This window comes from Streptomyces sp. NPDC059582 (assembly GCF_042735715.1).
GTDB lineage: Bacteria > Actinomycetota > Actinomycetes > Streptomycetales > Streptomycetaceae > Streptomyces.
This window is the reverse complement of sequence record NZ_JBHWCC010000036.1, coordinates 36,734-49,991: the sequence shown is the minus strand read 5'-3', so window position 1 is coordinate 49,991 and position 13,258 is coordinate 36,734. Positions and strand designations below refer to the sequence as shown.

The following is a 13,258-nucleotide window of genomic DNA, read 5'->3' as shown; positions in this document are numbered from 1 at the left end:
TTCCCCCTGCTCTTCACCCCATCAGGTGACTCAACCTGCTGGTGGCCGTGCCACTCCCTTCGCATACGCGTAACGCACGGCCTGGGCACGGTCTTTGAGTCCGGTCTTGGCGAACAGGTTGTTGATGTGAGTCTTCACGGTCGCGGTGGAGACATGCAGCCTGCGGGCGATCTCCTGGTTGCTGAGCCCCTCGGCGATCAGCGCCAGCACGTCGATCTCGCGCGCGGTGAGTCCGTCGGGCGCCTCGGTGGGCGCCGCCGGAACCGGTTCGGGTTCCGACAACCGCTCCAGCAGCCGCCGTTGGATGCTCGGCGCCAGCCCCGCTTCCCCGGACAGCACGCTGTGCACGGCCCGCACGATCTCGTCACCTCCGGCGTCCTTGGTGAGGTAGCCGCGCGCCCCCGCCCTCAACGCCGGAAACAGCGAGTCGTCGTCCGCGAAGGTCGTGAGCACCACCACCTGCGTCCCGGGGTACTGCGACCTGATGCGCCGGGTCGCCTCCACCCCGTCGCAACGCGGCATACGCAGGTCCATCAGCACCACGTCCGGAGCGAGTTCCGCCACCAGTTTCACCGCTTCGTCCCCGTCCCCGGCGGCACCGACGACCTCGATCCCGGGCAACAGCCCCAGCAGCATCACGATGCCCTCCCGGACCACGGTCTGATCGTCCACGACCACGACCCGCGCGGGCTTCGCTGCCTCCTGCGTCATGTCGGCACCCTCAACGTCACCACGAACCCCTCTTCGTCCCGCTCCGCCCGGAGCGAGCCGCCCAGCAGTTCGGCGCGCTCCCGCATGCCCAGCAGACCGTACCCGCCCCCCGCGCCGGAGAGTTCACCCGGCGATCCGCCCGAGTCCCTCACGTCCAAGGTCACTTGGTGCGCGCTGTAATCGAGCCGAACCTCGACCTTGGCGCCCAGGGCATGCTTGCGGACGTTCGTGAGGGCTTCCTGGGCGACCCTGCGCACGGCCTGCGACGCCTCTGCCGGCAGTGCTCGGCGTTCACCCGTGACGGTGACCTCGGCTCCGTCGGCCGCGCGGACGAGCTCTGTCAGGTAGTCCTCCAGCGGCGTCAGCTCGCCACGCAGCGCGGACAGTGCCTGCCGGGTCTCGTCGAGGCCGTTCCGCGCCATGCCGCGTGCCGCCACGACCCGCTCCAGGATCCGGTCCCGGTCCGCCCCCCGCTCGATCAGCAACCTGGCCGCCTCCAGGTGTACAAGCTGGGCCGAGAGACTGTGGGCGAGCACGTCGTGGATCTCCCGCGCGATGCGAGCCCGCTCCGCGAGCGCCGCGGATTCCGCCTCGGCCGCCCGCGCCGCCCGTTCCTGGGCGAGCAGCCGCTGGGCGCTGCCCCGGGCCTCGGCGTCCAGGCGCAGCACGTAGCCGGCGAGGGCGAGCCCGACCGTGGTCGTAGCGGTGGTCAACCATGAGTCGTTGTTGACCACCGCGTACGCGCCGAGGGCCACCGACGTCACCGGCAGGGCGGCCATCAGAGGAAGCCGCTCCAGTGCGGTGACGGCGCAGCCGCACCAGATGACCAGGGCGGGCACCCTGAAGTCGACCGCCTGACCCGCGAGCGCGAGGGCGAACAGTACGGTGATCAGCGCGATGGAGGGCCGGAGCCGGTGCGCGAACGTGGTCCTGAAGAAGGCCCAGCCTGCCGCGGCCGCCAGCAGGACACCTGCCGCAGCGGCCACCACGCCCCAGCCGTGCATTCGGCTGTTGCTGAAGGCACCCCACAGCAGCATGCCGAGAACCAACAGCCTGACGCCCCAACCGAGCAGTCGCCGGCTCTGCACGATCTCCTTGCGCCCGAGCGCCTCCCGCGAGGGCCAACGGGTCCAGGCGTTGTCTGTCACACCTGTTCCTTCCTCGTGGACAGGGGCATGGCGTCACCGTACGTCGCGGCTCGGGCGTCGGCCGAGGCGACGGCCTGCGCCCGCCGGACCAGGATGCCGGAGCGGACCAGCAGGGTGGCCGCGAGGCCCAGCATCAGGGCCGAGCTGTTCTGGTGCACGCCCATCAGCGAGCCGAGCGCGACGAGACCCACGCGCAGGCCGATGCCTACGATCCACACGGCCACGCTCGCCTTGGTGCTCTTGCTCCACACGGCGCCGTCCGGCTCCACCCATATGCGGGTGGTCCAAGCCCAACCGGCTCCTGTGGCCAGGCCGATGAGGAGTTCGACGCCGAGCAGCAGAGCCGCCGCCGTGTGGTGCCGGGTGTCGAGCATGCCCGGCTCTCGCAGGGCCACCACGGCCAGGATCACGGGCACGAGCCACCAGCGCCGGTCGGCGTCGACCTGCCGTGCCCGAAACTGGCGCACGACCACCGGGGCAACCACGGCCACGATCACCAACGCGTTGACGAGCCCTGACATCGCAGCCTCCGTGAGCGGGAGAGGAGATGCCGACAGCGAGTGCCCCCGACGCCTTCGACGCTACGGAAATGGGCGGGAGGACAGATCGGAGCCGGGGTGGATCATGGGTGGATCCCGGATGGGCCAAGCACTCCACCCCTGGGTGGAGACGCTCCACACCGCCCAAGGACGGGCGGGGCCGCGCCACACCATCCCGGCGCGAGCCGGACACCACCTGATCCGGCTCCGGGCAGGGACGATGTGATCCGGGCAGGCGGGAGGGGTGCCGCCCTGAGGCAGCAGCCACGGCTCAGAGCCGTCGCGCTTCCCTGACCCCGAACACCCCAGCCCAGCCCAGGCCGGTCCAGCCTCTCCGGCCCAGGACCGACACCTCACCCGGCCGACCCAGCCGTCAGCCCTCAGCCCTCAGCCCTCAGCCCTCAGCCCTCAGCCCCAACGACATCATCCGGCCGCGACAGGATCACCGGGCCGAATCCCACTCCGGCCCCAACCCGACCGCCAGCCCCAGCCGAAACCGGCCCGACGCCGGTCCCGGCCCCGATGCCCCGGTCCCGATGCCTCTCGGTTTCGATGCCCTGGCCTCAGCCCCGAACACCGCGCCCCAGCCCCAGCCCCCGGGGCCCGATCCCCGGCCAGACGCGGAGGTGTCGGCATCCGTCGTCGTGGGGGCGCCGCAGCGTCCGAAGGTGCCTACGCGTCGATGCGCGACCGGTCCAGCGTCGCCGCCGAGCTCGAGATGAACTCCTTGCGGGGCGCCACGTCGTTGCCCATCAGCAGGTCGAAGACCTGCTCCGCGGCCTCCAGGTCGGAGAGGTTGATGCGGCGCAGGGTGCGGTGGCGCGGGTCCATGGTCGTCTCGGCCAGCTGGTCGGCGTCCATCTCGCCCAGACCCTTGTACCGCTGGATGGAGTCCTTGTACCGGGTGCCCTTGCTCTGGAGCTCCATGAGCTTGTCGCGCAGCTCACGGTCCGAGTACGTGTAGATGTACTTGTCCTGGCCCTTCTTCGGCTGGGTCAGCTCGATCCGGTGCAGCGGCGGCACCGCGGCGAACACCCGGCCCGCCTCGACCATGGGCCGCATGTAGCGGTGGAACAGAGTGAGCAGCAGGGTGCGGATGTGGGAACCGTCCACATCGGCGTCGGTCATCATGATGATCTTGCCGTAGCGGGCCGCTTCGATGTCGAAGGTCCGGCCGGACCCCGCTCCTATGACCTGGATGATCGCGCCGCACTCGGCGTTCTTGAGCATGTCGGTCACGGACGACTTCTGGACGTTGAGGATCTTGCCTCGGATCGGCAGCAGAGCCTGGAACTCGGAGTTGCGGGCGAGCTTGGCGGTGCCGAGCGCGGAGTCTCCCTCGACGATGAACAGCTCGCTGCGGTCGACGTCGTCGCTGCGGCAGTCGGCGAGCTTGGCGGGCAGCGAGGAGGACTCCAGGGCCGTCTTGCGGCGCTGCGCGTCCTTGTGCTGGCGCGCGGCGATGCGCGTACGGGCGGCGGCGACGGCCTTCTCCAGGACGACGCGGGCCTGGGCAGCGTCGTCACGCTTCGTCGAGGTCAGGAAGGCCTTGAGTTCCTTGGAGATCACGGTGTTCACGATGCGGCGGGCCGCCGATGTACCGAGCACCTCCTTGGTCTGGCCCTCGAACTGCGGCTCGGCGAGACGGACGGTGACGACGGCGGTCAGACCCTCCAGGGCGTCGTCCTTGACGATGTCGTCCTCGGCGACGCGCAGCAGCTTCTTGGTGCGCAGGACCTCGTTCATCGTCTTGGCGACGGCCTGTTCGAAGCCGGCGATGTGAGTGCCGCCCTTGGGGGTGGCGATGATGTTGACGAACGACTTGAGTGTCGTGTCGTAGCCGGTTCCCCAGCGCATCGCGACGTCGACGCCGAGCTCCCGGGTGACCTCCGTCGGGGTCATCTGACCGTGGTCGTCCAGGACCGGGACCGTCTCCTTGAAGGTGCCCTGGCCGGTGAAGCGGAGGACGTCGCAGACGGCCTTGTCGGTCGCCAGATACTCGCAGAACTCGCTGATGCCGCCGTCGAAGCGGAAGGACTCCTCGCCCTTGCTGCCGCCCTCCCCGAGGCCGTACTCGTCGCGGACGACGATCGTCAGGCCGGGCACCAGGAACGCGGTCTGGCGGGCACGCTGGTGGAGGTGCTCCAGGGAGAGCTTGGCGTCCTTGAGGAAGATCTGCCGGTCCGCCCAGTAGCGCACGCGCGTGCCGGTGCGGGTCTTGGCGATGCGCTTGGTCTTGCGCAGGCCGCCCGTCTCGAACTTCGCGTCGGGGCCGTCGGTGGCGAAGGTGCCGGGAACACCGCGCCGGAAGCTGATCGCGTGGGTGTGACCGCTGCGGTCCACCTCGACGTCCAGCCGGGCCGACAGGGCGTTCACCACGGAGGCGCCGACGCCGTGCAGACCACCGGAAGCCGCGTACGAGCCACCGCCGAACTTGCCGCCGGCGTGCAGCTTGGTCATGACGACCTCGACGCCGGACAGCCCGGTCTTGGGCTCGACGTCGACCGGGATACCCCGGCCGTTGTCGCGTACCTCCACCGAGCCGTCGTCGTGCAGGATCACGTCGATGTGGTCGCAGTAGCCGCCGAGGGCCTCGTCCACGGAGTTGTCGATGATCTCCCACAGGCAGTGCATCAGACCGCGACTGTCGGTGGAGCCGATATACATACCCGGGCGCTTGCGTACGGCCTCGAGGCCCTCGAGGACGAGCAGGTGCCGCGCGGTGTAGTTGGAACCGTCCCGGTCAGCTCCTGCCAGCAGCGCTGTGGACGGCACGGACGTTTCGGCGGTCACGCGGTTCGCTCCTCGCTGAATTTCAAGTGGGGCCCTTCTGGGTAAGGGCGCGGCTTGGGTCGCCGTCAAGAGGGTACCGAGGCCTGGTAGAGCCGTTGTAACGCCACCCACTTCCGAACTCACACTAGTCCAGAGTCGCATACCTGTTCGATCCCTCGTTGGAGTGAAGTACATATCACGTTCCCTTCGGGGCATGAACCATTTAGGCTCCGGGCACGTCCTCATGAACAAACCGGCAACCCGGCCGGGAGGACCCGACCATGATCGACAGCGCGAAACCGTAAGCCGACAGACACGCAATACGGCACATTCGCCGCCAAACCGGCAGCAACCTGCCGCCTCGGAAGAATTTTTTCGAGGAGAAGCCACGAGCGGGAACGTTTTGGGGCTGGTTGGATGTTGACCCTGGTACGACAGCTCGTCGAGCTAGAGAAGAGGCGACGTGACTACTGTTCTGACCCCCGCGAGCCCGCTGACGGCGGCTGATCGCTGCGACCGCTGCGGCGCCCAGGCATACCTGCGCGTCGTCCTGCTGAGCGGCGGAGAACTGCTCTTCTGCGCCCACCACGGCCGCAAGTTCGAGCCGGAACTCAAGAAGATCGCCGCTGAGATACAGGACGAGACGGAGCGGCTGACCTCCGTTCCGGAATCCTCCCCCGACGACGAACGCTGACGCTTCGGATCCACGACGAGCCAGCTCCGGCACAGGCCGGTGCACGGGCGGCCGCCCCCGAACCCGGGAGCGGCCGCCCGACTCGTGACCGAGGACTTCCGTGCGCCACGCCGAAACAAGGCGACCGGGCCACTGCGCGCCCGAACGCCCGACCGAACCGCTGGGCAGCCGGCCGGGCGCTCTCGACGCACCGACGCTCAGAGAGCGTCAGAGGGCTCTGCGCGCCCCCTGCGGGGCGGTGCGGCTCTGGCCCAGGACCCGTACGACGTCGGAGACACGCGTGTAGACGCCGGGGTTCCCCGGCCGCCCACAGCCGTTCCCCCACGACACGAGCCCGATCAGTTTGCCCCCGGCCACCAGCGGGCCGCCGCTGTCCCCCTGGCAGGCGTCGGGACCTCCCTCGGTCTCGCCGGCGCACAGCATGGTCGCGGCCAGGTACCTTCCGTCGGCACTGCCCGGATAGGCCTGCTCACACTGAGCGTCGGGCAGCACGTGCACGTGCGCCGCCCTAAGGCTGTGCACATAGTCCCCACCTCCCGTGACGTCGCCCCACCCGTAGACCGTGGCGACCGTTCCCGGCTCGTACACGGAATCGCCCGCCGCGGCCATCCCGATGACCGAGCCCGCGGGCAGAGGCTTCGCGAGAGTCAGCACCGCGAAGTCACCGGCGTTACTGAAACTGTCGTAGCCCGGATTCACCCAGGTGTCCCGTACGGCGATCTCCTGCCCCTTGGAGGAGAGCAGGTCGGTACGGTTCGCGATGACCTTGAGGTCGGTCGCACGGTCCGGTGGCGCTCCCAGAACCTCCTCGCCCACGCAATGGGCGGCGGTGAGCACAGTTGTCTGGCCGATCGCCACCCCACCGCAGAACTGCCCCGCCCGCGTACCCCCGAACCGGTCACGGCTGGACAGCGCCACCGTCCAGGGGCTGCTGGACACGTCGACGGGGAATCCGCCGACGACGATGCTGTCGGCGGCCACGGGGGCGGTGGACACCAACGGTATGGCAGCCACCGCGGCCGCCAGCACCACCGGCCGGGCCAGGGCCCGGAAAGAAAGACGACGCATGCACGATCCTCACTCTGGGCTGTTCATGAGAGACCCAGAGTGATCCAGCGCGTGGCGGCGCGCACCCTCAGACACGCGCGAAGACCCGGTCCCCTCGCGGGAAACCGGGCCTTCGGTGTCGTACGTCCAGGGTCTAGTCGAGGTAGTCGCGCAGCACCTGGGAACGCGACGGGTGGCGCAGCTTGGACATCGTCTTGGACTCGATCTGACGGATCCGCTCACGCGTGACGCCGTACACCTTGCCGATCTCGTCGAGGGTCTTCGGCTGACCGTCGGTGAGGCCGAAGCGCATGGAGACGACGCCCGCCTCGCGCTCGGACAGGGTGTCCAGGACGGAGTGCAGCTGCTCCTGCAGGAGCGTGAAGCTGACCGCGTCGGCCGGGACCACGGCCTCGGAGTCCTCGATGAGGTCACCGAACTCGCTGTCGCCGTCCTCGCCCAGCGGGGTGTGCAGCGAGATGGGCTCGCGGCCGTACTTCTGGACCTCGATGACCTTCTCGGGGGTCATGTCGAGTTCCTTGGCGAGCTCCTCCGGGGTGGGCTCGCGGCCCAGGTCCTGGAGCATCTGGCGCTGCACGCGCGCGAGCTTGTTGATGACCTCGACCATGTGCACCGGGATACGGATGGTGCGGGCCTGGTCGGCCATGGCGCGGGTGATCGCCTGACGGATCCACCAGGTGGCGTACGTGGAGAACTTGTAGCCCTTGGTGTAGTCGAACTTCTCGACCGCGCGGATCAGACCCAGGTTGCCCTCCTGGATGAGGTCCAGGAAGAGCATGCCGCGACCGGTGTAGCGCTTGGCCAGGGAGACCACCAGACGGAGGTTGGCCTCCAGCAGGTGGTTCTTGGCGCGGCGGCCGTCCTCGGCGATGATCTCCAGCTCGCGCTTGAGCTTCGGCGCCAGCTTGTCCGCGTTGGCCAGCTTGTCCTCGGCGAACAGACCCGCCTCGATGCGCTTGGCGAGCTCGACCTCCTGCTCGGCGTTGAGCAGGGGGACCTTACCGATCTGCTTGAGGTAGTCCTTGACCGGGTCGGCGGTGGCACCGGCGGCCGCGACCTGCTGGGCTGGCGCGTCGTCCTCGTCGTCGTCGGACAGCACGAAGCCGGCGCTCTCGGTGCCCTCGGGCTCCTCGGCGCCGCCCTTGACCTCTTCGAGCGCCTCGTCCTCGACGGGCTCGCCGTCGTCCTTCTTGGCGCTGGTCTTCTTGGCCACCGTCTTCTTCGCGACGGCGGTCGTCTTCTTCGCCACGGCCTTCTTGGCGGTCGTCTTCTTGGCAGCGGCCTTCTTGGCGGTCGCGGCTTCGTCGGCGGAATCGGCGACGTCGGAATCGGTGGGGGTCGCAGGGGCAGCCGTCGAGGCGGTGGCCTTCCTGGTGGTCACCGTCTTCGCCGCGACCGTCTTGGTGGCGGTGCGCTTGGCCGGACTCTTCGCTGCGACGCTCTTTCGGGTGCGCTTGGGCTCCGCGGCACTGACCATCAGCGTCACACCCTCTTCCTCGAGGATCTGGTTGAGGCTGCGCAGTACGTTCTTCCACTGAGTGGCCGGAATCTGGTCAGCTTCGAAGGCCCGACGCACGTCATCGCCGGCGATCTGCCCCTCAGCCTTTCCCCGCTCGATGAGCGCCATGACAGAGACGGACTCGGCGATCTCCGGCGGGAGCGTACGGGATGTGCTGGCCGACACGAACAACCTCTCGGAACGTTGGAAAACGGCTTCCGGCCCCGTCCATGGCGGACAGGAGCCGACCACCGGCCTGGGGATGGGCCGACGGCGCGGGCGGGGGCCGGGGAGATGCACAGCGCCTTTAACGGCGTCCGTATTCCCTCCGCGGCAGTCACCTCTTAGGTCATCGCGTTGTTTCCACGAGCGTTACGCCCAATCTGCGTGGCCCGAGTCACACCCCGTAAGCGCTCAAAAATGGTCAAACATGAACAGAGTAGGTCGTCCATGGCTGACCTGGATCGCCGCGATGAACCCGCCGTCCCGTCGCACCGCCGGACCCCGCAGGAACCGGAGGCTCCTGCGGGGTCCGGCGGAGGACGGTACGCCGACCGGGCGATGTCACAGGAGGTGGGAGACATCTCCGGCCGGGCCGCCCGCGAAGCGCGGTCAGTGCTCGCGTGGCGCGGGCACCACACGCTCCACCTCGGGGTGGATGGTGAGCAGCTGACGCATGGCCGTCTCGGCCGCCGCGCCGTCGCCCGCGGCGAGGGCGTCGGCGATCCTGCCGTGGTGCGCGAGGGACGCCTCGTTCGGCCGATCACAGCCCGTGACGGGCCCGCCGGAGACCTGGAGGGCGGCGGACACGATCCCGGAGAGGTGCTCCAGCATGCGGTTGCCGGCGACCTGGATGAGCAGCGAATGGAACTCCGCGTCGGCCCGGGAGAAGGTGAGCGCGTCGCCCTGCCCCATCGCATGCCCCATGATCTCGACCATGTCGGACAGCCGCTGCTGGATGTCCTCGCGCCCGTGTCCGGCGGCAAGGCGGGCGGCGAGCGGTTCGATCGTCCAGCGCAGCTCGCTCAGCTCGCGGCGCTGGTCATCACGCTGCGGTCCGAAGGCCCGCCATTCGATGATGTCCGGGTCGAGGAGGTTCCAGTCACTGACAGGGCGCACGCGCGTGCCCACGTTCGGGCGGGCGCTGACCAGGCCCTTGGCCTCAAGGACCCGGAGCGACTCACGGACGACGGTCCGGGAGACCTCAAAGCGCTGGCCGATCTCCTCCGGCACCAGCGGGCGGTCTGCGCCCAGGTCGCCGGAGACGATCATCTGTCCCAGTTGCTGGACAAGTTGGCCGTGCAGGCCGCGTCCGCGGCTGCCCGCGGCACGTCGGCCCACACGACCCAGCTCCGGGTCTGCGCTCTCCCACACGGGAGCTCCGACGCGGTCGGAGACGGAGGTCTCCGCGTAGGGGTAGCGGTCGAGTTCGCCCGGGCCGACGAGGCCGGAGTCTGCGGAGCGGGCGGCGGTCATCATGGTGTGCGCAAGGGTACTCACGGATCCTTTGTCGGCGTCGTCTCCAACTCCCTTGAGGTCTTTGGTGAAAAGCACACGAAAGGGTGATCGCTCACCCCGTCGCAATTGACGCCTTATCGGAAAGAAATGGGCTTTCTCCGGGGAGTTGTGCGCAGGCCGTACATCGAAGCGTGCGGACGGTCGTCATCGGCCCATCCTCCGCAGGGTCGTGAGCAGATACGCGCAGAGCAGCGCGGTGAGCGACAACGCCAGCGCGCCACCGACAGGTTGACCGACGGCCTGGACCGCACCCGCCAGATATCTCTCTCCCCCGAAGGGCCACTGCAACAGGAACACCTCGCGCAGCCGACCGGAGAGGCCGGCCGCGCTCCGCACAGACGGTCCCTCCAAGACCTTTTGTACGAGCGGTACGACGACGACCGGTACGGCCAGCACCACCGCGAGCCCGCCGGTGGTGGACCGGAAGACGCCCGCGGCGAGGACCCCGGCCCAGGCGCAGCCGACCACGAGCCCGATCCAACCGACGCACAGCGAGAACCAGTCGGCGGGAACCTGGGCGAGCTCCCGCCCGTATACGACATAGAGCACTTCGGCGTCGCAGCCCACCGTGAGAATGGCCAGCATCAGCGCGGTGACGGCGGAGACGAACAGTTTGGCGGCGAGCAGCCCGAGCCTGCGGGGCACGGTGCCGCGGTCCACCGCGAGGGCGGGGTGGCGGAACTCGTCGCCGAAGGCGAGCGCACCGAGCAGTCCGGCGCCGAGCGCGGCGGGGGGCAGGGGAAGCTCCCGCGGCCAGGCCGCCAGCAGCCGCGACTGCGGGGTGTGGCCGACGCGCCCCAGGAGTACGGCAACGAGTACCGAGGTGACGAGCACGGCGGCGGCCGTCAGGAACCCGGTGCCGATGCCGGCGGCGCGGCGGAGTTCGTAGCGCAGGGGGCGGAGCGGGCTGGGGGCCGGTCGGACGGCGATCGGGGGCGGGAGGGCGGACAGGGCGTCGCGCATGGTGGTCTCGGCGGGACGAAGGGGGGTCACCGTGACAGGCACGTCCGGTGTGACGGCCGACGGGTGAGCGACTGGGCACGTCGCGGGATCGGCCTCGTCCACCGCGGGAGTCCTGGTGAGGACCGGCGATGTGCCGGCGGGATGCGGCCCGGCAGGGGAGACCGGGGATGCCTCAGTGGGACCCGGCGTGGCGGAAGCAAGCATCGCCTCCGCGTCGCCGGAGACCGGTGCGACGGGCGGTTCCGCCTGGGCCATGGCGTGGGACCTGTCGCCCGTGACAGGGGCGGCCGGGGCGATCGCCGCACGGGGGCGCGGCGACGGGAAGGCGGACGGTACCGGCGGGTCGGCGGTGAGCTGCTCAGCTCCGGCGGACGACGGCTCGTCGACCGGGAGGCGCGGCGTGTCGGCGGAATCGACCGCGCCGGGCTCGCGCTGCCCCTCTGTGGCGGCGGCGGTGGCACTGCTGCTGCCGGCAGGGACGGCGCGCTTCCCCTCCAGACGACCACCGGCCTCGAACTCCCGCTCGTCGAGTCCCTCGTCGGTCGGCTCGGCTCCCGCACCGGCCCCCATGTCACCGACTTCGTCGGCGAGTTTGTGTACGAGGATGCCGTGGCGGAACGCGGTCTCGCCGACGTCGGCACAGGTACTGCCGTAGACGGAGAGGCGGTTACCGCCGTCCTCGACCACCTCGACGGAGCGCTGGGCTGTGCGGGCCTCCTTGGTGAGGAGGGCCGCGAGGCGGGCGGCATGCGGGCTGCGAACGGCGACACGGGGGCGAAGCCGGGTGCGGGCGAAGTCCACGGCCTCCTGGTCGGCTACGACTCTGCCCTGCTCCAGCGTGACGATCCGGTCGGCGGAACGGGCGGCCTCCTTGGGATCGGCGGTGGTGAACAGGACCGTGCCGCCCTGGGTGGCGTGCGCGCGCAACATTCCGTGCAGCCACCGGCTTTCGCGGGGGGAGAGCCCTTCGGTGGGGCCGTCGAGTACGAGGGTGTGCGGGTCGGCGAGCAGAGCGCAGGCGAGGCCGAGGCGGCGGTCCATGCCACGGGAGAGAGTGCCGAGGCGTTCGTCGCGCAGGCTGACGAGGCCGACGACCTCGAGGACTTCGTCAGCCCTTCGTGCCGACACTCCCGCGGCGGCGCACAGCATGCGCAGGTGGCCGCGGACCGTACGGGCCGGATGGCCCGGAACGTCCCCGAGCAGCACGCCCACCTCGCGCGACGGGTGGGGGATGCGGTGCAGGGGGCGGCCTCTGAAGTAGGTGATGCCACGGCCCTGTTGGAGTTCGAGCATCAGTCTCAGTGCCGCGGTCCTGCCCGTACCCGCCGCTTCGAGCAGCGTGGTGACGCGGCCCGCGCGTGCCTCGAAGGAGACGTCGTCGACCGCGGGCGGAAGGTCCTTGCGGGAGTTGCTGGTCAGTCCGAAGGCCTGGATCACCTGAAGCAAGATAGCGTGCTATGTCCGTTTTGTTGGGCATCGCGGGGCGCACAGTGCCAGCGGCCGACCAGTTGGCTCGTTCTCCTGCCCGGCATGGTGCCGCCGACTCGGCGCGAAGCGGGCCCGCCGGAGCCGAACTCAGACCTCCGGGCGGAGCATCGGGGGGTTGAGCAGCGTGGCGCCGCCGGCGCGGAAGAGCTGGGCCGGACGCCCGCCCTGACGGGTGGTGGTGCCGCCGGCCGGGACCAGGAAGCCGGGCGTGCCGGTCACCTTGCGGTGGAAGTTGCGCGGGTCGAGCGCCACGCCCCACACGGCTTCGTAGACACGGCGCAGCTCACCGACGGTGAACTCGGTGGGGCAGAACGCCGTGGCCAGCGACGAGTACTCGATCTTGGAGCGGGCGCGTTCCACCCCGTCGGACAGGATCTGTGCGTGATCGAAGGCGAGCGGCGCGACCGGCTCGCCGTCCCGGCCGTAGCCATTCTGTTGCAGCAGCTCCTCCACGGGCGCCCAACGCGCGTTGCTGGCGTCACCACCGGCTCGGGGAGCGGGCAGATCGGGGGCGAGCGCCAGGTGGGCGACGCTGACCACGCGCATCCGAGGGTCGCGCTTGGGGTCGCCGTAGGTGGCGAGCTGTTCCAAGTGGGCGCCGTTGTCCTGGGCGGGGTCGTGGGCGCGCAGCCCGGTTTCCTCGGCGAGTTCACGTGCCGCGGCCTGCGAAAGATCCTCGTCGGCCCGTACGAAGCCACCGGGAAGTGCCCAGCGCCCCTGGAACGGCGATTCCCCCCTCCGCACCGCCAGCGCGCACAGAGCATGACGACGCACGGTCAGCACGACCAGGTCCACGGTGACGGCGAAGGGCGGAAAGGCTGACGGGTCGTAGGGCATGCGGCGATCATAGTCGTCTGCC

General features: G+C 69.9%; 10 protein-coding genes. 1 reads left to right on the top strand and 9 read right to left on the bottom strand.

Translation table 11 applies throughout. The features are described from left to right. Positions 1–30: 30 nt before the first annotated feature. From ACFV0T_RS27390 to ACFV0T_RS27375, 4 genes are all read right to left on the bottom strand, one after another. On the bottom strand, positions 31–711 hold the full coding sequence (locus ACFV0T_RS27390; RefSeq protein ID WP_385784406.1) for a response regulator: 681 nt from the start codon (positions 709–711) through the stop codon (positions 31–33). Then, entirely contained in the window at positions 708–1,859 is a 1,152-nt protein-coding gene (locus tag ACFV0T_RS27385) for a sensor histidine kinase (RefSeq protein ID WP_385784403.1), read from the bottom strand. Before ACFV0T_RS27385 ends, ACFV0T_RS27390 begins: the two co-directional genes overlap by 4 nt. Next, positions 1,856–2,380, bottom strand: a complete 525-nt coding sequence (locus tag ACFV0T_RS27380; protein WP_385784401.1) for a DUF1453 domain-containing protein — start codon at positions 2,378–2,380, stop codon at positions 1,856–1,858. The genes ACFV0T_RS27385 and ACFV0T_RS27380 overlap by 4 nt, the downstream gene beginning before the upstream one ends. 690 nt (positions 2,381–3,070) lie before the next feature. Continuing rightward, positions 3,071–5,191: a type IIA DNA topoisomerase subunit B gene (locus ACFV0T_RS27375; protein WP_385784398.1), complete on the bottom strand. Its 2,121-nt coding sequence runs from the start codon at positions 5,189–5,191 to the stop codon at positions 3,071–3,073. Between the two features lie 442 nt (positions 5,192–5,633). Here ACFV0T_RS27375 and ACFV0T_RS27370 point away from each other — a divergent pair, with 442 nt between their 5' ends. Further along, entirely contained in the window at positions 5,634–5,864 is a 231-nt protein-coding gene (locus ACFV0T_RS27370; protein WP_385784395.1) for a hypothetical protein, read from the top strand. A gap of 207 nt (positions 5,865–6,071) precedes the next feature. On the opposite strand, the gene ACFV0T_RS27365 is transcribed toward ACFV0T_RS27370, so the two are convergent. The 5 genes from ACFV0T_RS27365 to ACFV0T_RS27345 form a co-directional block, all read right to left on the bottom strand. Beyond that, the gene (locus ACFV0T_RS27365; RefSeq protein WP_385784392.1) at positions 6,072–6,932 is read right to left on the bottom strand and encodes a serine protease; all 861 of its coding nucleotides are present in this window, start codon (positions 6,930–6,932) and stop codon (positions 6,072–6,074) included. Between the two features lie 133 nt (positions 6,933–7,065). Then, positions 7,066–8,616, bottom strand: a complete 1,551-nt coding sequence (locus ACFV0T_RS27360; protein WP_385784390.1) for an RNA polymerase sigma factor — start codon at positions 8,614–8,616, stop codon at positions 7,066–7,068. A gap of 426 nt (positions 8,617–9,042) precedes the next feature. After that, a complete protein-coding gene (locus ACFV0T_RS27355) occupies positions 9,043–9,930 on the bottom strand; it encodes a FadR/GntR family transcriptional regulator (RefSeq protein ID WP_385784387.1) in 888 nt (295 codons plus the stop codon). Positions 9,931–10,092: 162 nt separating this feature from the next. Continuing rightward, entirely contained in the window at positions 10,093–12,348 is a 2,256-nt protein-coding gene (locus tag ACFV0T_RS27350) for an ATP-binding cassette domain-containing protein (RefSeq protein ID WP_385784384.1), read from the bottom strand. A 138-nt stretch (positions 12,349–12,486) separates the two neighbouring features. After that, the gene (locus tag ACFV0T_RS27345; RefSeq protein ID WP_385784381.1) at positions 12,487–13,236 is read right to left on the bottom strand and encodes an NUDIX domain-containing protein; all 750 of its coding nucleotides are present in this window, start codon (positions 13,234–13,236) and stop codon (positions 12,487–12,489) included. Between the last annotated feature and the right edge of the window lie 22 nt (positions 13,237–13,258).

Excerpts from the sequence above, each read along its gene's own strand:
- ACFV0T_RS27365 (WP_385784392.1), bottom strand. The coding sequence starts at position 6,932 with ATGCGTCGTCTTTCTTTCCGGGCCCTGGCCCGGCCGGTGGTGCTGGCG.
- ACFV0T_RS27345 (WP_385784381.1), bottom strand. The coding sequence starts at position 13,236 with ATGCCCTACGACCCGTCAGCCTTTCCGCCCTTCGCCGTCACCGTGGAC.
- ACFV0T_RS27390 (WP_385784406.1), bottom strand. The coding sequence starts at position 711 with ATGACGCAGGAGGCAGCGAAGCCCGCGCGGGTCGTGGTCGTGGACGAT.
- ACFV0T_RS27380 (WP_385784401.1), bottom strand. The coding sequence starts at position 2,380 with ATGTCAGGGCTCGTCAACGCGTTGGTGATCGTGGCCGTGGTTGCCCCG.